This is a genomic window from Nitriliruptor sp. (assembly GCF_040882075.1).
Classification (GTDB): domain Bacteria; phylum Actinomycetota; class Nitriliruptoria; order Nitriliruptorales; family Nitriliruptoraceae; genus Nitriliruptor.
Map to the genome: position 1 here is coordinate 24,248 of NZ_JBBEBZ010000171.1, position 20,660 is coordinate 44,907.

Below are 20,660 nucleotides of genomic sequence, written 5' to 3' on the forward strand. Positions count from 1 at the left end.
GACCGGTTCGCGGCTCGTGTCGGTCAGATCTGCTCGTCCTCGCGGACGGGCATGTCGCCCGGGTAGCGGATGGCCTCGATCAGCTCCTGCATCCGCGCGCTCGGCGGCGGAGCGCTCAGGGCGACCGGGATGGCCACCGCGAGGTTGAGCAGGGCACCGATGAAGCCGATGCCTTCGGCGCTGATGCCGAACCAGGTCTCCATCCCCGCGTACTGGGTCGCGATGATGTAGAAGGCGGTGAAGCTGATCCCGACCGTCAGCCCGGCCACGGCACCTCGGGCGTTGAACCGTTTCCAGAAGATCCCGAGGACGATCGCCGGGAAGAAGCTGGACGCAGCAAGACCGAACGCCCAGGCCACGACCTGCGCCACGAAACCCGGTGGCGAGATACCGAAGTACCCGGCGATCAGGATGCCGCCGGCCATCGCCCAGCGACCGACCTTGAGCTGCTGCTTCTCGGTCGCGTGCGGGCGGAAGCGCTTGTAGTAGACGTCGTGCGCGACCGACGACGATATGACGATGAGCAGTCCCGCCGCGGTGGACAGCGCGGCGGCCAGACCACCGGCGGCGACGAGTCCGACCACCCACGCCGGCAGGCCAGCGATCTCGGGGTTGGCCAGGACGATGATGTCGTTGCTGACCGTGAGCTCGTTGGTCGCCTCGTCCGGTGTGTAGTCGACGATGCCGTCGCCATCGAGGTCGTCGATGGTGATCAGCCCGATCTCCTGCCAGTTCTGGACCCACTGCTCCTGTTGATCGACCGGGGTCTGCGACACGTCGTTGATGAGGTTGGTCTTGGCGAACACGCCGATGGCCGGCGCGGTCGTGTAGAGCAGCGCGATGAAGAGCAGCGCCCAGAACGCCGAGAACCGGGCTGCCCGCACGCTCTTGGCGGTGTAGAAGCGGACGATCACGTGGGGCAGACCGGCGGTCCCGATCATCAGCGAGGCGGTCGCGAGCATGATGTCGAGCTGGCTGCGTTCAACGAACGGGGCCGAGTACGCCGCGAACCCGAGCTCCTCCTGCAGCACATCGAGCTCCGCCAGGACCGCACCGAACGACAGGTGCGGGACGGGGTTGCCGCCGAGCTGCTGGGCGATGGCGAACGCCGGGATGAGGTAGGCGACGATCAGGACGGTGTACTGCGCGACCTGCACCCAGGTGATCCCTTTCATGCCGCCGAGCACGGCGTAGAAGAGCACCACGGCCATGCCGATGACGACGCCGACGCCGACGTTCACCTGGAGGAAGCGTCCGAAGACGATCCCGACGCCCTGCATCTGACCGACCACGTAGGTGAACGACACGAAGATGGCCGCGAGCGCCGCGACCAGGCGCGCGGTGGCCGAGTAGCGATCACCGAAGAAGTCCGGGACCGTGAACTTGCCGAACTTGCGCAGGTAGGGCGCGAGCAGCACCGCGAGGAGCACGTACCCGCCCGTCCAACCCATCAGGTAGAAGGACGCGTCGTAGCCGCCGAAGGCGACGATGCCGGCCATCGAGATGAAGGATGCGGCCGACATCCAGTCCGCCGCGATCGCGGCGCCGTTCGCCGGCGCGGGGATGCCCTTGCCGGCGACGTAGAAGCCCTCCGTGGTGTTGACCCGGCTCCGCCACGCGATGAAGAAGTAGAGGCCGAAGGTGAGGACGACGAAGAAGATGGTCCAACCGAGGATGCCCACGTCAGTGCCTCCGCCCGTGCTCGTCGCGTTCGGACACGCCGAACTCGTCGTCGAGGCGGTCCATCCGCAGCACGTAGATGCCGATCAGCACCACGAAGGTGATGATCGACCCCTGCTGGGCGAACCAGAACCCGAGCGGCACGTCGAAGAGGGTGCCGAGCTCGTTCATCGGCTCCACGAACAGGATGCCGGCGCCGAACGAGACGGCGAACCACACCGCGAGCAGGCCCGCGATCAACCGCACGTTCTTGCGCCAGTACGTCTTGCGTTGCCCGTCGTCCACGGTGCTCCCTCTCCCAAGGTGTCGTGCGGGACACGCCACCGCGGGCTCACGCACGGGGTGGCGCCGGGATCCACGCTGTCGCCCTCGACGCCTCCGAGCAACGGCCACCTCCCGAACGGTCGCCGCGCCACCCCGGGCGGCGCGAGCGGGACGGAGGTGACGTCCGGCGGCGGTGGCCGACCGTTCGTCCCGGCTGCCGGTCCGGTGGCAGGGTGCTGGCGACCGCTGGTCACCCCGCCCACGGCCCGGCGCTCAGCGGTCCGTAGGGTCGGGCTGTGAACACCTCATCCCCGTCCGCGTCCCGGACCGCCGCGACACCGCCCGCCTCGCCTCGTGGCGCGGCACCACACCGTGCGGATCGGCGGCTCATCATCGCGGCGATCATCGTGCTCGTCGGTGCCGTCACCCCCTGGATCGACACGGTGGGCGGCAACGTCCTCGGGGTGCAGGGAGGTGGCCTCTACACCCTGTCCGCCGGTGGGATCGGGCTCGCCGGCGCCTTCATCCGGCGCCGCGGTCTCGCGCTGGCTCACGCCCTCGTGCTCGCGATCACGCCGCTCGCGATCGGCGGCTGGCAGGTCGCGCGGCTCGTGGCGATCGGGTGCGACTTCCGCGTGTGCGCGCCCTCGTTCGGGCTCGTGCTGACCCTGATCGGCGGCTTCCTGGCTGCGCTCGCGACCCGGCAGCTGCTCGCCCGTGCGGACCCCGCATCCTGAGCGGGCACGACGGGGGCTACGGTCCCTCGTCGTGGGAGCCTGGACGGGAGACCGACGCGACACCGGTACCGACGCGGCGGATGACGCGACGGCCGGTTTCTCCTCGTCGACCGATACGCCGGCCGAGGTCGACGCGGCCGCGCAGACCCAGCTGCGCACCGCCCTGGGCTACGGACTGGTCTTCCTGCTCGTGACGGGCACGGTCCCCGCGCTCACGCTCCTGCTGCCGTGGTGGAGCGAGTCACGTCTGGCGGGCGGCCTGTCCCCGAACTTCCTCGTGGCAGCGGTGGGCCTGTACGTGTTCTTCCTCGTGCTCGGCATCGCGGCCGCCACGCTCGCGAGCTCCATCGAGGACCGGATGCTCGGCGGCCCCGACCCGGACGGCGGCCCGTGAGGTCGCTCGACCTCGCGACCCTGATGCTCTTCGGGTTCGTGGTGGTGGCCACCTCCGCGCTCGCCTGGCACCGCACACGGACCACGACCCTGGACTTCTTCCTCGCCGGGCGACGCACGGGGACCGCGACCAACGCCTGCGCGATCTGCGGCGACTACCTGTCGGCGGCCTCGTTCCTCGGAGTCGCCGCGGCCGTGTACGCCTCCGGGCTCGACGGCGTCTGGTACGCGACCGGGTTCGCCGCGGGCTTCGTCCCGGTGCTGCTCTTCGTCGCGGCGCCGCTGCGGCGGCTCGGCGCCGTGTCCCTGCCCGACTTCCTGGCGACCAGGTTCGCCCCACCGACGGTCGGCCGCGACGCCGCCGCCGCGCACGCGACCGACCGGGTCCGGCTCGTGGCCGTCGTGGCGGTCGAGCTGGTGATCCTGTCCTACCTCGTGCCGCAGGCGGTGGGCAGCGGCATGACCTGGGAGCTGCTCGTCGGCACGGGGATGCTCGGCCTCAGCCCGTACGCCACGGGGGTCATCGTGTCCGCGACCGCCGTCAGCGCCGTCGTCGTGGTGGGCGGCATGCGCGGCACCACCTGGAACCAGGCGCTCCAGTTCGGCTTCCTCCTGGCCGTGCTGGTGTGGCTGGTGGCGATCGTGACCGCAGGCGGGTTCCGCTACGACGTCGCTGTCGAGGAAGCCAGCACCGGTCCGCTGACCGCCGTCGTCGGCGACGAGCTCCAGACCGTGCCCGACCGGATCCACGGTGGGGACGCGAGCTTCGCTCGGCCCGGGGCGCGGTACGGCGCCACCGGTCAGGCGGCCCTCCTGGTCACGCTCGTTCTCGGCACCGCAGGTCTCCCCCACGTGATGAACCGCTACTTCACCTCCCCGACCGGACGCGCAGCGCGGACCACGACCGTGTGGGTCCTCGGTCTGGCGGGGATCTTCTACGCACTCGCGGTGCTGCTGGGCACGGCCGCGCGCGTCCTGATCCCCCGCGCAGCGGACGAACCGTGGCTCGCAGCACTCACCGTCGACGGCGTGCTGCGTGTCCCCGAACACGCACTGCTCGTCCTCGGACGGATCGTCGCCGGGACGACCGGGATCGGTCTCGTCGCCACGGCCGCCTTCGCCGCGATGGTGTCGACGATCGGTGGCCTGCTCCTGGCCGCGGCGGCCTCGTGGGGGCACGACGTGGTCACCCAGGTGCTCCGACCGGACGCCGGTCCCGGCGAAGCGGTCGCCGCGGGACGTGTCGCGATCGTCGTGGTGTCCGCGCTGGCCGCGCTCGTCGCGTTGGCGGTGGAGCCGTCCCGGTTGCTCGGCATCTTCCCCTCCGTCATCGCCACGATGGTGACCTGGGCGTTCGCGCTCGCGGGCAGCGCGATCACCCCGACCCTGCTCACCAGCATCTGGTGGCGGGGCACCACCGCACGGGGCGCCGTCGCCGGCATCGTGGTGGGCGGGGTGACCGCGGTGACCGCCCTGGTGGTCGGGCTCTGGAGCGGCGCCGACCCGAGCGTGGGGATCGGCGCCATCCTGCTCGCGCCGACGCTCGTCGCGGCCCCGCTGTCGACGCTCGCGGTCGCCGTCGTCTCACGGCGCGACCCGGACCCTGGCGATGCGACGGAGGCGTGGGTCCGCATGCACGGGACGGCGGCGGACCGGCAGGTGGAGCGCATGACCGCGCTCACCCTGCGGGGAGGCCGGCGGTGACCGTCGCCCCCCTCGTCGTGGTCGTCACCCTGGTGTGGGTGGTGGTCGCCGTGGTGAGCCAGCAGCTCGCCGACCCGCCGCTGTCGGCGGGTCTGACGATCACCGCGGGCGTGATCCTCACCGACGTGCTGATCGTCGGGTACGCCTCGACGCTGCGCGGTCCACGTGCGCGCCGTCGGCGGATCGCGATCCCCGTCCCGACCACGGGGGCCATGGAGGACGGGCTCAGCCGCAGCTCGGCCCGCCGCACCGTCGAACTGCTCCGGCCGCTGCTCGGCGGGGATGCCGTCGCGATCACCGACCGGGAACGGATGCTCGCGTTCGTCGGACCCGGCCACGACCACCACGCCGAGGGGTCCGCGCTGTGGACCCCAGCACGCGAACGGACCTTCAGCACCGGTGAGACGGTGGTCGTCACCGGCGGGCTCGGGTGCCCGGAGCCGGGCTGCCCCCTCCGCACCGCGACCATCGCTCCCCTCGTGGTCCGCGACACCATCGTCGGGTCGGTGACCGTCTACCGGACGGCGGAACCTCCGCCGGACTCCGAGCTGGTCGCGTCCGTGGCCGGGATCCTGTCGCTGACACTCGACCTCGCCGACCTCCAGGCGGAGGCGCGCAGGAGCTCGGATGCGCGGCTCGAGGCCCTCCGGTCCCAGATCAACCCGCATTTCCTGTTCAACACCCTGAACACGATCGCGGCGCGCGTCCGCACCGACCCGGAGGCGGCCCGCCAGCTGCTGATCCGGCTCGCGGACTTCTTCCGCTACGCGGTCCGCCAGCACGGCCAGTTCGCGGAGTTCGCGCAGGAGTACGCCTTCGTGCGGACCTACGTCACCCTCGAGCAGGCCCGTTTCGGCGACGAGCTCGAGGTCGACCTCGACGTCGACCCTCAGGTGCTCGGTGTCGCGGTCCCGGTGCTCGTGATCCAGCCGCTGATCGAGAACGCCATCAAGCACGGGGTGGCGGCCAAGGTCGGCCGGGGACGCGTGACGCTGCGAGCCCGGGTCGATCCGCTGGCACAGGTGGTCGAGGTGGTGGTCCGCGACGACGGCGTCGGGATGGACCCGGCGCAGCTCGAGCAGGTCCTGCGGGGCGCTCCCGCCGGTGACGGGCACGGCGTCGGGCTGGCGAACATCGCCGAGCGGCTGCAGCTCCTCTACGGCGACCGCCACGAGGTGGACGTACGGTCCACCCTCGGCGAGGGGACCACCGTCCGCCTCCGGCTACCGATGCGACCGCCCCGGTGATCAGCGCGCGTCCGAGGACGACCAGAGACAGGGATCGACGGTGACAGCCCGCTGCCTGATCGTCGACGACGAGGCTCCCGCTCGCGACGAGTTGCGTCACCTGCTGGCACGCTTCGACGACGTCGAGGTGGTCGGCGAAGCGACGACCGCGGAGGAGGCCAAGGTCCTGCTGGACGCGGTCGACTACGACGTGCTCCTGCTCGACGTCCGCATGCCCGGCGTCGGTGGTCTCGCGCTGGCCCGCGAGCTGCAGGTCGGTCGCGCGACCGCGGACGGGGAGACGAGCCGGGCTCCGGCGATCATCTTCACGACCGCCTACGCCGACCACGCCGTCGAGGCGTTCGACCTCGCTGCGACCGACTACCTGATCAAGCCCTTCGACGCCGAACGGCTGCGCCGCGCGCTCGACCGCGCGCTCGGACGCGCCCCGGACCGCCGGGAGGACGACGGGGACGCGGCGTCGGACGCCCGCGAGACCGCGGTGACCGACGGGTCCGCGCCGCAGAGCACGCCGCGGCAAGGAATCCGGCTGCCCGTCCACCGGGGTGACCGGATCATCCTCGTCGACGAGGTGCGGGTCGCCTTCGCCGAGGCCGCGCGCGGGTACGCCGAGCTCAAGCTCGTCGCACCGGGCGGCGCGCCGACCCCGCTCGTCGAGGACAAGCTACTCACCAGCTACACCCTCGCTGACCTCGAGACGCGCTTCTCCGACGGCTTCGTCCGAACGCACCGCTCCTACCTGGTCAACCTCCGCCACGTCCGCGAGGTGATCCCGCAGGTCGGCGGGACCCTGCAGTTGGTCATGGCCGATCACGACCGAGCCGTGGTCCCCGTGGCCCGACGGCAGGCCGCGGCGGTCCGCGCGCGGCTAGGGGTCTGACCGGACGCCCGCGGCCGACGCACGTCTGCCTCGGCGCGGCGACGTTCCCGCGTCGCCGAGCGACACCCCACCGGGCGGGCCACCGGCCCGAGGCTCGGGGACAGACGTGAGTGGCGCAGCGTGGCGAGGCTCGCCGGGTGGTGACCCCGGTGAGGTGTCGACGTTCTGCGAGCGTGAGCACCGGTGCTCGTCGGCCTCCTCGCCCTCTACGTGGGAGACCGGACGGTCGCCGAGGAGCTCGCCCAGGACACCCTGGTCCGCGTGTGCGAGTGCACGAGATCCGCACATACCTTCGACCGCACCGCCACACGCGCATCGTAGGGTCCGGGCGGCACACCTCCGACCGACGGGTGCACGACTCGTGAGTTCCTTCAGCGACCGCTTCCACGCGACCTTCGTCGCGTCGGAAGCCAGCGATCCCTCGGAGCTCGCTCCCGAGGTGGCCGCCGCGGTGCCGAGCAACGCCACGCGCCTGGTGTCCGCTCACACCCTCCAGAACGTCGGTGACCTCGTCGTGGACGCCAAGACGGTGCTCACCTGGCTGGTCGCCGCGACCGGTGCACCCGCGGCGATCGTGGGGCTGCTGGTGCCGATCCGCGACGCCGGATCGATGGTGCCGCAGGTGTTCCTCGCACCCCGGGTACGGCGGCTCGCGGTCCGCAAGTGGGTCTGGGTCGGGGGCGGTCTCCTCCAGGCGGTCGCGGTCGTCGCGATGGCGCTCGTCACGGCGACCCTGACCGGCACGGCGGCGGGGGTCGGCCTGCTCGGCACGCTGGCGGTCTTCTCGCTGGCTCGTGCCGCGTCCTCGTTCGCCTCCAAGGACGTGCTCGGGCGCACGCTGCCGAAGGGGCAGCGTGGCCAGATCAGCGGGCTGAGCACGGTCGGGGCGGGGCTCGCGGCGATCAGCGTGGGCTCGCTGATGCGGTTCGTCGGCGGGCAGGACACACCGACCTCGACCTACGCCTGGCTCCTCGTCGCCGCGGCCGCCGTCTGGGTCGCCGCGGCCGCCGTCTACTCGCGCGTTCGCGAGGCACCGGGTGAGCGTGACGACGGTCCCGCCGAGTCCCCGATCGCGCACGCCGTCGAGCTGCTCCGCGACGACGCACCCTTCCGCCGGTTCGTCACGACCCGCTCGCTGCTGCTCGTGTCCGCGCTGAGCCCGCCGTTCGTGGTCGCGCTGGCGACCGAGCGAGGCGGTGCCGGGCTGCAGGGCCTCGGAGCGTTCGTCATCTCCAGCGGCATCGCGGCGCTCATCACGGGCCGGTTCTGGGGGCGCGCGTCCGACCGCTCGAGCCGGGCGACCATGCAGTGGGCCGCCGGGCTCTCCGCGACGGTCATCGTGCTGTTCGTGGCTGCCGTCCAGGTCGATGCCATCGCCGAACTGCAGCTCGTGTACCCCGGCGCCTACCTGCTGCTCGCCGTCGCACACACGGGGTCACGGATCGGGCGCAAGACCTACGTGGTCGACCTCGCCGAGGGCAACGAGCGGACCGACTACATCGCGGTGTCGAACACGGCGATGGGGTTGATCCTGCTCATCGCCGGGGGCCTGAGCGCCGCAGCTGCGACCATCGGCGCCGAGGTCGCGCTGCTGTTCCTCGCGGCGCTCGGCGTGCTCGGCGTGGTGGTCGCCGCCTCGCTCCCCGAGGTCAGCGCCGGCGCCGAGCACCCCTGAGCCGGGACAGCGCTCCCCCGGGTCTGCACAGGATCCGCACATCACCGCCACAGGTCACCGACACCGGCGTCGTAGTGTCCAGTCCATGGACACCCGAGCCACCATCGCCGTCATCGAGGACGAAGCCATCATCGCCTCGTCGGTCGCGAAGCGTCTGCAGGCGGAGGGGTACCGGGTCGAGCTCGCTGGCGACGGCCCCACGGGCATCGCGCTCGTCGAGCGTCTCCGTCCGGACCTCGTGATCCTCGACCTCGGACTGCCGGGGATGGACGGCATCGAGGTGTGCCGGCGGATCCAACGGGACCGCCACGTGCCGGTGCTCATGCTCACCGCCCGCGACGACGAGACCGATCTGATCGTCGGGCTCGGCGTCGGCGCGGACGACTACGTGACCAAGCCCTTCAGCCCGCGCGAACTCGTCGCCCGCATCGCTGCCCTCCTCCGCCGCGCTGACCACGCCTCGGGAACGCTGGGGACCGACGAACGGCTCATCATCGGCGAGCTCGCCATCGACACCGGGCGGCGCCAGGTGACGCGCGCTGGTTCATCGGTCCACCTGACCGCGACCGAGTTCGACCTGCTGCTGCGACTCGCGCACCGACCGGGCGTGGTCTGCACACGCGACCAGCTGCTCCACGATGTGTGGGGGTTCCGTGACGGCGCCTCCACGCGGACCGTCGACTCGCACGTCGCCTCCCTGCGCCGCAAGCTCGGTGCCGAGCTCATCCGTACCGCACACGGGGTCGGGTACGCGCTCGAGGAGACGACCCGTCGGGGACCCAACGGGCCGACCTCGTGAGGCCGCTCGACCGGCTCGGCTCCATCAAGCTCAAGCTCGGGGTCGTCATCGTCGTCGCCGTCATCGCCACCGTCGCGGTGATCGAGCTCGGCGACCGTGCCGGTTGGCCGCCGGTCCCGGTCGCCGCCGGGGCGGTGATCGTGGCGCTCGTGGTCGTGCAGGTGCTCGCGCACGGGATGACCTCACCGCTGCGCGAGATGGCCCGCGCCGCCACGAAGCTCGCCGCGGGTGAGGGACACGAACCCGTCACCGCGACGTCACGCGACGAGGTCGGCGACCTCGGCCGGGCGTTCAACGCGATGGCCGAGGAGCTCGCCGCGACCGATCGGTTGCGACGTGAGCTGGTCGCGAACGCCGCCCACGAGCTGCGCACCCCCATCGCCGCCTTGCGGGCCGTCGCCGAGAACCTCGTCGACGGGGTCGAGGATGCCGATCCCGCGACGCTCGCCGACGTGCTCGCCCAGACCGAACGCCTCCAGGTGCTCGTCGAGCAACTGCTCGACCTGTCACGGCTCGAGGCTGGCGTCGTCACCCTCGAACGCCGCGAGATCGATCTGCACGCCACGGCCGAGCGCGCGGCGACGACCGTCGCGACCGCCGATGGCGGGCCGCCCGTGCGCGTCACCATCCCGGCCGGTTCGCTGCTGGCCGAGGTGGACGAGGGTCGGATCCAGCAGGTGCTCGTCAACCTGCTCACCAACGCTCGGCGGCACGCACCGCCCGGTAGCGACGTCGAGATCTCCGGGCATCGGCTCCTCGGCGGGGGTGTGGAACTCGCCGTGGTCGACGAGGGCCCCGGTATCGACCCGCGGGAGCTCGAGCGCGTCTTCGCCCGCTTCCACCGCACCGACGCCGAGCCGGGCACCGGACGGGGCGGCACCGGGCTGGGCCTGTCGATCTCGCGCGAGATCATCGAACGCCACGGGGGGCAGCTGCGCGTCGACCCGACGCACCGGCCCGGGTGCCGCATCGTCCTGACCCTCCCGCCGGCGCCTCCCACCGACCAGCACCAGGAGCCATCCCGTGTCCGCTGACACCCCCTCGACGTCGACCCAGCCGCCTCCGCCGCCGGGGCCACCGACGGGCGCTCCACCACCGCTGGAGCGTCCGGAGCTGACGCCGTCGCAGCTCGCGCTCGCCCTCACGGCGGGGCTGATCGCGGCGCTACTGCTCCCCTACCGCGAGGTCGGCATCGCGCTGGTGCTGTCCGGGTTCGCGGTCGCCGCTGCCGTCGTCGCCAGCCGTCGCGGGGACGACGCCGGCGCCTTCGGTGGCGACCCCTGGCGCTGGACGTTCGCAGCGAACGCCCTCGCGCTCTCGGTCCTCCCGACCGTCACCGACGCGGCCTGGGTCCTGGCGCTGACGGCCCCGGCTTCGGCCGGACTCGGCCTGCTCGCCGTCGGCGGTGGCCGCACCTGGCTCGGCACGGTGGCTCCGGTCCTCCGCACCGTGCTGGTGACCTTCACCGGGCTCGGGGCCGCGAGCCGGGCGATCCAGCGGGCGGTGCCGTCGGGCGCGAGGTGGGGACGGCACGTCCGCACGGGGCTCGTCACCACCGCGCTGCTGCTCGTCTTCGGTGGGCTGTTCCGGTCCGCCGACGCGGCCTTCGCCGGCCTCCTCGACGCGGTGATCCCCGAGCTGTCGCTCGATTCCCTGCTCCTGCGGGTGGTCATCGGCGGCATCTTCGCCAGCGGCAGCCTGACCCTGCTCCTCAGCCGATCTCGCCCCGACGACGACCTGACCCGCGTCCCGACGTCGAGCCTGGCGGGCTCCGAGTGGATCGTGCCGCTCGCGACGCTGGTGGGGTTGTTCGCCGCCTTCGTCCTGGTCCAGGCTGGGACCCTGTTCGGCGGCGACGCGCTCGTGCAGCGGACCTCGGGGCTGACCTACGCCGCGTACGCCCGGGAGGGGTTCGGACAGCTGCTCACCGTCGCGATCCTGACCCTCGGTGTCGTCGCGGTCGCCTCGCGGTACGCGGCACCTCGGGACGAACGTGACGCGCGGCTGCGTCGCGGACTGCTCGCCGCGCTGTGCGGCCTGACGCTCGTCGTGCTCGTGTCCGCGTTCCAACGGTTGTCGCTGTACGAGGCCGCGTTCGGCTTCACCCGGGACCGGGTGACCGCGCACGCGACGATCGTCTGGATCGGCGTGCTGTTCGTGCTCGTGGTCGTCCTCGGTGCCTGGCGACGATCCGAGCACCTGCCACGCGCCGCCGTCGCGTGGACCGGGCTCGCGCTCCTGATCTTCGGGATGGTCCAGCCGGACGCCATCGTCGCGCGTCTGAACGTCGAGCGGTTCGAGGCGACCGGGGAGCTCGACGTCTGGCTCCTGTCGACCCTGTCGGCCGACGCCGCACCGGCGATCGCGGAGCTGCCCGCTGAGGTCCGGGCCTGCGTCTCGCACCGCGGGTGGTCGTACGGCGGGTCGCCTGAGCGCCTCGCGCTCCCCGACGACCCGCTCGAGTGGAACCGGTCCCGCGCGGTGGCCAGGCAGCTACCCGCCGCACCGGACGTCCCCTGCCAAGAGCCCGCGGGTGGCAGCTCCCCCTGAAGCGGACGCCCGACGTGCGACAGCGATCGCCTGTGGACGGCCGCCGTGTCACACGGGTCGGGGCGCACGTCGATACCGGCTGCCGGGATCAGCCGGCGACAAGTTCGGCAGCGGGTGTTGCTGAGATACGGACAACGGGCGTTGCCTACTGGCTCGGCTCGGAACCGGGTCGCTGGCGATCGTCGGGTGGCTCACGTTCGCCGGGTGGCTGACGACGCGCTGGTGCGTCACCAGCCACCCACCGACCGTCAGCCACCCACATCCTCGACCCAGGTCACCGGCGACGAGTGTGTCCGCGGACCGGTGTAGAACCGCCGTAGAGACCTGATGGATCCGGGCGCATCCGAGTGGCTCGCGCATCTTACGTTTTGAGACACGAAGGAACGTTGCCACGCCGATGGAACCGTGACACCATCACGGTGGTAGCAGAGGAGGCTTTCCATGACCGTCACCGTCAAGGTGGACGCACAGGGCCGCGTCGTCATCCCACAGGCCGAACGTGAACGACTGGGCCTGCCCGATGGTGGTGCCCTCGAGCTCGTCTCCACGCCTGAAGGTGTGCTGCTCGAGCGACGCCGTCAGGCCACCGTCACCTCCGGCGAAGACGGACTTCCGGTCGTCACCCTCGATGACGTCGGCACGGTGAGCAACGCCGAAACCACCGAGGCCATTCACCTGCAACGCGATGACCGGTGATCGACACCTCCGTCTTGGTGGCGGGCCTGATCACCAACCACGAGTTCCACGCCATCGCGCGTCCCCACGTCGCCGCTGCCGCGCGCGGCCAGGTGCCGGGGATCGTCCTCGCCGAGACCTGGGCGGCCCTGCGGCGTGCGCCGTGGAACCTCGACGCGCGGACCGTCGAGACGACCCTGGCTCCCTGGAGCGAGGAAGGCCGCATCGTGGCGACACCCGCGTCGGCTTACGCGGAGGTGTTGCGCACGGGCCGGTCCCTGAACCTCGGCGGGAACGTCCACGACCTCCTCATCGCCCTGACGTGTCGCGATCACGGCCTTCCACTGTTCACGCTCGACCGACGCCAGTCGACCCTGGCAACGGGACTCGCCGGCCTCGACTCAACGCTTCTGCTGCCCAACGGGTAGCCAGGCGTGGCCAGGTTGCGACGGGTAGCGACGGGTAGCGATACCCGGGTTGCCTACCGGTGGTTCCGCCGCCGAGGGCCCACAACGGGTGGCTGGCGACCGTTGGGTGGCTGGTGACGCACAGGGCGATCGTCAGCCACCCACCGATCGTCAGCAACCCATCTCATGCGCGCACGTCCTCCGCGGAAGAAGGATCGGGAACGGTTCCCAGCCCAGGCGGGAACCGCCGTTGTTCGTACCCATCAACACCGCTGCCGAACTGAGCCGGCGACGAGTCGGGCGACCTCGCCGATCAGGGCGACCACCTCGAGGTCGTCGTGGAGCTGGTTCTGGAGGAAGACCCGGGACAGGCCGGCATCGGCGTAGTCCGCGAGCCGATCGGCGGCCTGCTCCGGGGTGCCGATGATCCACTCGTCCCGCAGACCGTCGAGCCAGTGACCCGCGTCACCGTCGCGGCCGGAGAGCGCCATCAGCCGTCGGGCTCGGTCCTCGACCTCGTCATCGTTCGCGCCGAGGATGCACCCGGTCATCATCGAGAACACCAGCGGATCGCGGCCGGCCTCCTCGCAGGCTCGATCGATGTTGGCCTTGCGTTCGCGGACCGCGTCGGGTGACGGGAAGGTCGTGTTGTACTCGTCGGCCCACCGGGCGGCCAGGCGCGCCGCGCGGGGTCCGGCGCGACCACCGAGGATGATCGGCACGCGCGGTGACTGGACCGGCTTCGGTCGCGCCTCGCAGCCCTCCAGGCGATAGTGCTCACCGCGGAAGTCGAACCGGTCCTCGGTCATCTGCCGGACGATGATCTCGAGCTGCTCCTCGAACACCTCGTAGCGGTGACCGAGCTCCTCGAACGGGAAGCCGTAGGTGGTGTGCTCGAGCTCGTGCCAGCCAGCACCCAGCCCAAGCTCCACCCGACCACCCGACACGTGATCGGCCGTCACCACGTCCTTGCACAGCACCGAGGGGTGGCGGAAGGAGGTGGGCGTCACCATCGTGCCGAGCCGGATGGTCGATGTGGCGTGCCCGAGCGCAGCCAACGTCGACCAGGCGTCGAGCGATGAGCGCTCCGTGCGGCTCTGGACCGACTGGTAGTGGTCGGAGCGGAACAGACCTTCGAGCCCCGCATCCTCGACGGCTGCGGCGATGTCCAGCCACTGCTGCCAGGTGACCGACTCCTGTCCCTCGATGTTCAGGTTCACCCGCACGCCGCACGCTCCTGGTCGATGGTCGACTGCGTCCCGGTAGCCTGTCACCTCGACCCCGGTCCTGTGGCCGGGGTCGACCGCTCCCCTCGAACCGCCGGGTGAGCCCTCATCTCGACACACATCGGACCACCCGTGCCTGCCTCGAACGATCCGCGTCCCGAGCGCGGGACGACCAACGCGCGCCTCGACCGTGGGGACGCCCTGCGCGACGACCTGCGCAACGTCGCCATCATCGCCCACGTCGACCACGGCAAGACCACGCTGGTCGACGCGATGCTGTGGCAGTCCGGGGCGTTCCGTGTCAACCAGGACGTCGACGAGCGCGTCATGGACTCCAACGACCTCGAACGCGAGCGCGGCATCACGATCCTGGCCAAGAACACCGCCGTCGAGGTCCCGCTCCCGGAGGGGCAGACCACCGCGACCGGCCGCAAGACGGTCACCGTGAACGTCGTGGACACCCCGGGCCACGCCGACTTCGGTGGCGAGGTGGAACGCGCCCTCACGATGGTCGACGCGGCCCTGCTGCTGGTCGACGCGTCCGAGGGTCCGCTCCCCCAGACCCGGTTCGTGCTGCGCAAGGCGCTCGAGCAGAAGATGCCGGTGCTCATCGTGGTCAACAAGATCGACCGGCCCGACGCCCGCATCGCCGAGGTCGTCGACGAGGTCTACGACCTGCTGATCGACCTCGGTGCCGGCGACGACCAGGTCGACCTGCCGGTGCTCTACACCGTCGCGGTCGACGGCAAGGCCACCCTCGACCCGGACGTGCCCGGCACCGACCTACGCCCGCTGTTCGACACGTTGCTGACCCACGTGCCGCCGCCGCGACACGACCCGGAGCACCCGTTCCAGGCGCTCGTGACCAACCTCGACGCCTCGCCGTACCTCGGGCGGCTCGCGCTCTGCCGCATCCAGCAGGGCACCGTCCGTCGCGGGCAGACCGTCGCGTGGTGCAAGCACGACGGGACCATCGAGAAGGTGAAGCTCGGCGAGCTGTACCTCACCGAGGCGCTCGACCGCGTCCCGGCCGAGTCGGCCGGCCCCGGTGACCTCATCGCCGTCGCCGGCATCGCCGACGTGACCATCGGTGAGACGCTCGCCGATGCCGACGACCCGCGCCCGCTGCCGGTCATCACCGTCGACGAGCCGTCGCTCGGCATGACCCTCGGGGTCAACACCTCCCCCCTCGCGGGTCGGGACGGGAACAAGCTCACGGCGCGTCAGATCGAGGCCCGGCTCGAAGCCGAACTCGTCGGCAACGTGTCGCTCAAGGTGCTGCCGACCGAACGGCCCGACACCTGGGAGGTCCAGGGTCGCGGTGAGCTCCAGCTCGCGATCCTCGTCGAGACCATGCGCCGCGAGGGCTTCGAGCTGACCGTCGGCAAGCCCCGCGTGGTCACCCGCGAGATCGACGGCGTCGTCCACGAACCGTTCGAGCGCATGTCCATCGACGTGCCCGAGGACTACGTCGGTGTGGTCACCCAGCTGCTCGGCCTCCGCAAGGGCCGCATGGAGCAGATGGTCAACCACGGCACCGGGTGGGTCCGGCTCGACTACCGCGTCCCGGCGCGTGGCCTGATCGGGTTCCGCACCGAGTTCCTCACCGAGACCCGCGGCACCGGGATCATCCACCACGTGTTCGACGGGTTCGAGCCGTGGGTCGGTGAGCTGCGCACCCGTGCCAACGGTTCGCTCGTGGCTGACCGCCAGGGCGTCACGACCCAGTTCGCGCTGATGAACCTCCAGGAGCGCGGCGCGCTGTTCGTCGCCCCCGGCGTCGACGTCTACGAGGGCATGATCGTGGGCGAGAACGCCCGGTCCGAGGACATGGACATCAACCCCGCCAAGGAGAAGAAGCTCTCCAACGTGCGGTCGTCCACCAGCGACGAGCTGGTCCGCCTGGCGCCCCCACGGGCGATGAGCCTCGACCAGGCGCTCGAGTTCATCCGCGAGGACGAGGCCGTCGAGGTGACACCCAACGCGGTGCGTCTGCGCAAGGTCGAACTGCAGGCGACGCTGCGCGGTCGTCAGGCCAAGCGCGCCAAGCAGGGCGCCGCCCCGGCCTGACCCTCCGTCTCGACGCCACCGACCACGACCGCCCGATCCGGAGCTCCTCGTGACCAGCTGCCGCCCAGAGACCGTCGCCTTCACCGCCACCGCACCGCTGCGGGTCACCGCCACGCGCGAGATCATCGCGGGTCCCGACCGCATCTTCGCGGCGCTCGCCGACGCGTCGTCGTGGCCGCGGTGGTTCCCGGGCCTGGACCAGGCCCGCTGGACCTCACCCGAGCCGCACGGGATGGGTTCCACCCGTGAGGTGAAGGTCGGGCCGCTGCGGGTGGTCGAGGAGTTCATCGCCTGGGAGCCCGGTGTCCGGTTCGGGTTCACCTTCGAGTCGACCAACCTGCCCGGCACGCGTGCGGGCGTCGAGCTGGTCGAACTGCTGCCCGTGACCGCTCATCGGACGCGGGTGTCGTACACGATGGCGCTCGAACCCGTCGGTCTGCCCGCCCGTCTGGCACCGCCGCTGAAGCCGGTCATGCGCGCGGCGATCGGTCGGGGCTTGGCAGGTCTCGACCGCTACCTCGCACAGGGCGCCTGAGGGGCCGGTCGCAGGTCGGGGGCTAGAGGTCCTGCAACCGCTGCTCGCGCCACGGGTCACCGACGTCGTGGTAGCCGCGTTCCTCCCAGTAGCCGGGCACGTCCCGTTCGGTGAGCTTCAGCTCGGTGACCCACTTGACGCTCTTCCAGCCGTACCGGGCCGGCACGACCAGCCGCAGCGGACCGCCGTGGGCGACGGCCAGCGGCACCCCGTCGTGCCCCCACGCGAGCAGCACGTCGTCGGCGGTCGCCGCCACGAGGTCGAGGCTCGCGCTGTAGGCGGGGTGGCCGGAGGCGACGAGGTGGGTGGCCTCGTCCCGCGCGCCGGCGAGCGCGATCACGTCAGCGACACGCACGCCCTCCCAGAGGTTGTCGAGGCGTGACCAGGTCGTGACGCAGTGGAGGTCGCTGGTCGACCGCACGATCGGCAGCTCAGCACGCAGGTCGGCCAGCGTGAGGACGTGACGCTGCTGCACCCGTCCGGTGACCGTCAGCCGCCAACGGTCCGGGCTCGGGTCGACCGGTGCGGCGCCGACGTGCAGGACCGGCCAGCCGGGCGTCAGGTGCTGCCCCGGAGGCACCCGGGCGGGGTCGACGCCGCCGTCACCAGCGGTCTCCGCGATCCTCGTCGGTGCGTGGCGCACCCCGGGGCTCGGTTCGAGCGCGTCCCCGATCGCGGCGATGTCGAGGTCCGCGTGCCGTCGCGCGATCCGCGTGGCCAGCTCAGCCCGTTCGCCGGGGTCGTCGACGTCGTCGAGCAGGTCCCGAGCATCCTCGAGCCACCTGGCGATCCGTTCGTACGCGACCTCGGGTTCGGGCAGGTTCGGCGCGCTCTTCCACGCGTCATCGGCGCGGCGGAGCAGCCGCAGGATCTCTGCGGTCACCGTCGTGGTCCGCGCCACCTGCGGTTCATGGGGTCACGGGGTCCGGGACGGAACCGAAGGGCACCGTGACGGCGGTGAGGGCAGCGTCCGCCTGCAGGCTGGTCACGGCCGTGCGGTCGACGAACACCGCGAGGTCGTAGCGCTCGGACCCGGCCGAGCTCTGTGGCACCGCCCAGGTGACCGGCAGGGAGACCGATGCGTCCCCGGAGGACGCCGTCTGGCCGGGCAGGATCGCCCAGGACGACAGGCTCTTGGCGTCGTCGCTGGCGCGGTACAGGAAGGCCTCGACCTCGCAGGGGCAGCCGTCGATGGCACCGGTCCCGTAGACGGTCACCGATCCCTGGAGCACCACGTTCTGCTCACCACCCGAACCGGGGCCAGGGACCTCGACGGTGACCGGTACGCCGCTGGCCGCTCCCCCGGCGACGGCGAGGACGGTGGTGCTGTCGGCCGCGTACGCGCTGCCGCCGGTGCGGGTCAGGAACGTCGCCATCTGCTCGCGGGTGACCGGGCTGCCCGGGCAGTACCGGCCCGCTGCGCAGCCCGTGGTGATCCCGGCGTCGGCGACCTCCGAGATCGCCGCGTGGTGGGAGTTCGTGGCGGGTACGTCGGTGAAGACGTGGTTCGCCGCCGCTGGCACACCGATAGCGAGCAGCACCACGACAGCGCTGAGGATCACCTTGCGTCGGGTGTTCAGGACCACGGCGGTTCTCCTCGGGGCGTCGACCGGTGTGCGGTCGTGGTTCGGGTGCTCGGGTGTGGTGTCGTCGTTCATCGGGCGACGTCTCCGGGGGTGCGACCGCGACGTCGGGCGCCGCCGGTCGGGGTGGAGGTGGCCAGGTCATCGGGGGTCGCACCGGAACGCGTCGTCAGGACCTGCACGCCGCCGTCGGTGCCGATGACGATCGCGCCGCGTTCGAACGAGGCCCGCTGCTGGCCCCCGCGGACGGTCACCGACGAGCTGGTCGGGAGGCCGAGCCGGCCGTCCGGGCCGCCCTCGGCCTCGTAGGCGTCGAGGACCTCGCCGGTCAGCAGACGGGTGCCGGTGCGACCCGCGACGAGCATCCCTCGCTCGAGGTGGAGCACCCGGGCACGCCCGCCGGCGACGAACGTGGCCCGCCGCAGCGGTGCACCACCCGTCCCGGCGGCACCGCCGAGCTCGAGGTACGGGTCGGCGAGGTCGCTGCCGATCCCGAAGGCGGTACCACCCGCGGTCCGGGTGACGATGCCCCGCTCGAAGCGCTGGACCTGCTGGCCGCCGACGGTGATGACGTCGGCGATCGGCCAGCCGACGTGGTCCGGGTCGCTCGTCGGGTACCGCGAGCCGGCCTCGAGGAAGGTGAGCGTGACCGCGGCGACGGGTCCACCGGCGACCTGGACGAGCGCGCCGCCGGTGAAGCGCACCAGCTGCGATCCGTCCGATCGTGCGGTCCGGGAGGTCGGGTACCCGAGCGAGCCGGAGGGGCCGCCGCGGCTGCGGTACTCGGTGTCGACCGCTCCGGTCACCGCCACGGGGGTGACGGAACTCGAGGCTCGGTAGATGGTGCCGCGGTCGTAGCGCACCTGGAGGCCCCCGCTCACGCCGGTCCCCTGCGGCTCGGAGGTCGGGTAGCCGAGGGCCCCGTTGATGCCGTCCATCCGCTCGCGGTAGTGCTGGTCGATCGAGCCGTGGACGGCGAGAGCGCCGGTCGAGGAGCGGTAGTAGATGGTGCCGTTCTCGTACCGCCGGTAGCGGCCCGGGCCGGAAGCGCGTTCGGAGCCGACCGGCGCACCGAGGATCGAGCCGCGCATCCCCATGTCCTGGTACTTGATGTCGATACGGGTCGCATCACGACCCGGCAGGCACGACGCGTTGTGCGACCGGGTGCGGTTATCGACCCGGACGGTGGTGCTGCAGGCGCGGTCCCAGACCCACGGGGCCGTGCACGTGACCACGCGGCAGACGACCTCGGTGACGCCTCGGATCTGGGTGTTGCACTGGCCGTACCGGAAGTTGTTGCAGCACACCCGACGCTTGTCGCACGCGCCGTCGGCGCAGCGGCAGGAGCAGGTGGCGTTCGGGGACCGGTTGCAGTCGATGACGTAGCGCGCGGCTCCGAAACAGAACGGTGAGTCGTCGATACGCCACCACCCGGCGACGTACGACCCCGGCGGGCAGGTGTTGGCGCCGGCGTTGACCGTGCAGCAGAACGCGGTCCAGCCGCTGGTGCACGAGGCGCCGTCACCGCACACCTGCGCGTAGGCCGAGCCGGGTTTGATCGCGTACCGGATCGGATCGACCACGACGGCCGCTCCGACCACGGCGACGCGTGACAGGAACCGCCGCCGGGTCAGGCCGGAGCCCGCGAGCGCGCGGCCGAGCCGGTCCACGAGCCGCACCGACATCGGCGCGTCGGTCTCGGTCGGGGCGGTGGGCTGCGGGTTGGTGGCGGTGCTCACGTGGTCGGCTCGATGACGATGGAGGCGAGCATCTGCTCGACCCGACGGACCTGGACGAGCTTGTCCTCCTCGGCGCCGAGGACGACGTAGAGGCAGAACGCGCGGCCCGCCTCGGTGAAGAACGCCTGGTACCCCGCCTGGCCGGGGATCACCCGTTGCAGCGAGCTGCCCGAGAACCGGCGTGGGTCGAGGCGACGCGGCAGCCCCTGAGCTTCGAACAGCGGGGTGTCGGCCTCCTGCGGCCCGTACTCGAGCAGGGCGACGAAGGTGTCACCCTCCCGCATGGTCTCGACCGCACCCGACCCGAAGTCGCCGCGGTCCACCGGAAGGGGGAAGGTCCCGGCGTGGAGCACCGGGTGCGTCTCCACCGACAGCGTTCGGGCCTCCCCCGGCGCGGGAGGTTCGGGCGCAGCGGTGCGCAACGCCCCCTCCCAACCGCGCGGGAGGTCGGCGCGGATGCCGAAGCCTCGTACCTGCATGTGGTGTCTCCGAGGTG

The 20,660-nt window shown here is 71.8% G+C and carries 20 protein-coding genes; 13 read left to right on the top strand and 7 right to left on the bottom strand.

Translation table 11 applies throughout. The features are described from left to right. Positions 1-23: 23 nt before the first annotated feature. Both WEB03_RS10980 and WEB03_RS10985 read right to left on the bottom strand, forming a co-directional pair. On the bottom strand, positions 24-1,682 hold the full coding sequence (locus WEB03_RS10980) for a sodium:solute symporter family protein (RefSeq protein ID WP_368070990.1): 1,659 nt from the start codon (positions 1,680-1,682) through the stop codon (positions 24-26). Position 1,683: 1 nt separating this feature from the next. Next, entirely contained in the window at positions 1,684-1,965 is a 282-nt protein-coding gene (locus tag WEB03_RS10985) for a DUF4212 domain-containing protein (protein WP_368070991.1), read from the bottom strand. Between the two features lie 275 nt (positions 1,966-2,240). Here WEB03_RS10985 and WEB03_RS10990 point away from each other — a divergent pair, with 275 nt between their 5' ends. The 11 genes from WEB03_RS10990 (at position 2,241) to WEB03_RS11040 (ending at position 13,032) form a co-directional block, all read left to right on the top strand. Then, complete coding sequence (locus WEB03_RS10990) at positions 2,241-2,681, top strand: hypothetical protein (protein ID WP_368070992.1); 441 nt, start codon at positions 2,241-2,243, stop codon at positions 2,679-2,681. A gap of 31 nt (positions 2,682-2,712) precedes the next feature. Next, complete coding sequence (locus WEB03_RS10995) at positions 2,713-3,075, top strand: hypothetical protein (protein WP_368070993.1); 363 nt, start codon at positions 2,713-2,715, stop codon at positions 3,073-3,075. After that, positions 3,072-4,778 (top strand): cation acetate symporter, encoded by a 1,707-nt coding sequence (locus WEB03_RS11000; RefSeq protein WP_368070994.1) that lies wholly within the window; start codon positions 3,072-3,074, stop codon positions 4,776-4,778. The genes WEB03_RS10995 and WEB03_RS11000 overlap by 4 nt, the downstream gene beginning before the upstream one ends. Further along, a complete protein-coding gene (locus WEB03_RS11005) occupies positions 4,775-6,025 on the top strand; it encodes a histidine kinase (RefSeq protein WP_368070995.1) in 1,251 nt (416 codons plus the stop codon). Before WEB03_RS11000 ends, WEB03_RS11005 begins: the two co-directional genes overlap by 4 nt. Before the next feature lie 40 nt (positions 6,026-6,065). After that, entirely contained in the window at positions 6,066-6,905 is an 840-nt protein-coding gene (locus WEB03_RS11010) for a LytR/AlgR family response regulator transcription factor (protein ID WP_368070996.1), read from the top strand. Between the two features lie 361 nt (positions 6,906-7,266). After that, positions 7,267-8,580: an MFS transporter gene (locus WEB03_RS11015; RefSeq protein WP_368070997.1), complete on the top strand. Its 1,314-nt coding sequence runs from the start codon at positions 7,267-7,269 to the stop codon at positions 8,578-8,580. Positions 8,581-8,665: 85 nt separating this feature from the next. After that, entirely contained in the window at positions 8,666-9,379 is a 714-nt protein-coding gene (locus tag WEB03_RS11020; protein WP_368070998.1) for a response regulator transcription factor, read from the top strand. Then, positions 9,376-10,413, top strand: coding sequence for an ATP-binding protein (locus tag WEB03_RS11025; RefSeq protein WP_368070999.1), 1,038 nt, complete (start codon positions 9,376-9,378; stop codon positions 10,411-10,413). The genes WEB03_RS11020 and WEB03_RS11025 overlap by 4 nt, the downstream gene beginning before the upstream one ends. Continuing rightward, a complete protein-coding gene (locus tag WEB03_RS11030; protein WP_368071000.1) occupies positions 10,403-11,929 on the top strand; it encodes a DUF4153 domain-containing protein in 1,527 nt (508 codons plus the stop codon). The genes WEB03_RS11025 and WEB03_RS11030 overlap by 11 nt, the downstream gene beginning before the upstream one ends. Positions 11,930-12,370: 441 nt before the next feature. Continuing rightward, positions 12,371-12,625, top strand: a complete 255-nt coding sequence (locus WEB03_RS11035) for an AbrB/MazE/SpoVT family DNA-binding domain-containing protein (protein ID WP_368071001.1) — start codon at positions 12,371-12,373, stop codon at positions 12,623-12,625. Then, positions 12,622-13,032 (top strand): PIN domain-containing protein, encoded by a 411-nt coding sequence (locus WEB03_RS11040; protein ID WP_368071002.1) that lies wholly within the window; start codon positions 12,622-12,624, stop codon positions 13,030-13,032. Before WEB03_RS11035 ends, WEB03_RS11040 begins: the two co-directional genes overlap by 4 nt. Positions 13,033-13,274: 242 nt before the next feature. Here the strand turns inward: WEB03_RS11040 and WEB03_RS11045 are convergent, their stop codons facing one another. After that, complete coding sequence (locus tag WEB03_RS11045) at positions 13,275-14,237, bottom strand: TIGR03560 family F420-dependent LLM class oxidoreductase (protein WP_368071003.1); 963 nt, start codon at positions 14,235-14,237, stop codon at positions 13,275-13,277. Between the two features lie 201 nt (positions 14,238-14,438). Between WEB03_RS11045 and typA the strand changes: the two genes are divergently transcribed. Together typA and WEB03_RS11055 are read left to right on the top strand one after the other, a co-directional pair. Further along, entirely contained in the window at positions 14,439-16,307 is a 1,869-nt protein-coding gene (typA, locus tag WEB03_RS11050) for a translational GTPase TypA (protein ID WP_368071040.1), read from the top strand. A 49-nt stretch (positions 16,308-16,356) separates the two neighbouring features. Then, positions 16,357-16,842 carry an SRPBCC family protein gene (locus WEB03_RS11055; protein WP_368071004.1) on the top strand — a complete coding sequence of 162 codons (486 nt, stop codon included), beginning with the start codon at positions 16,357-16,359 and terminating at the stop codon, positions 16,840-16,842. Between the two features lie 22 nt (positions 16,843-16,864). On the opposite strand, the gene WEB03_RS11060 is transcribed toward WEB03_RS11055, so the two are convergent. The 4 genes from WEB03_RS11060 to WEB03_RS11075 form a co-directional block, all read right to left on the bottom strand. After that, positions 16,865-17,725, bottom strand: coding sequence for a molybdopterin-dependent oxidoreductase (locus WEB03_RS11060; RefSeq protein ID WP_368071005.1), 861 nt, complete (start codon positions 17,723-17,725; stop codon positions 16,865-16,867). Between the two features lie 25 nt (positions 17,726-17,750). Then, positions 17,751-18,428, bottom strand: a complete 678-nt coding sequence (locus WEB03_RS11065; protein WP_368071006.1) for an S-layer homology domain-containing protein — start codon at positions 18,426-18,428, stop codon at positions 17,751-17,753. Between the two features lie 68 nt (positions 18,429-18,496). Beyond that, complete coding sequence (locus WEB03_RS11070) at positions 18,497-20,164, bottom strand: LGFP repeat-containing protein (RefSeq protein ID WP_368071007.1); 1,668 nt, start codon at positions 20,162-20,164, stop codon at positions 18,497-18,499. Beyond that, positions 20,161-20,643 carry a hypothetical protein gene (locus tag WEB03_RS11075; protein WP_368071008.1) on the bottom strand — a complete coding sequence of 161 codons (483 nt, stop codon included), beginning with the start codon at positions 20,641-20,643 and terminating at the stop codon, positions 20,161-20,163. The genes WEB03_RS11070 and WEB03_RS11075 overlap by 4 nt, the downstream gene beginning before the upstream one ends. Between the last annotated feature and the right edge of the window lie 17 nt (positions 20,644-20,660).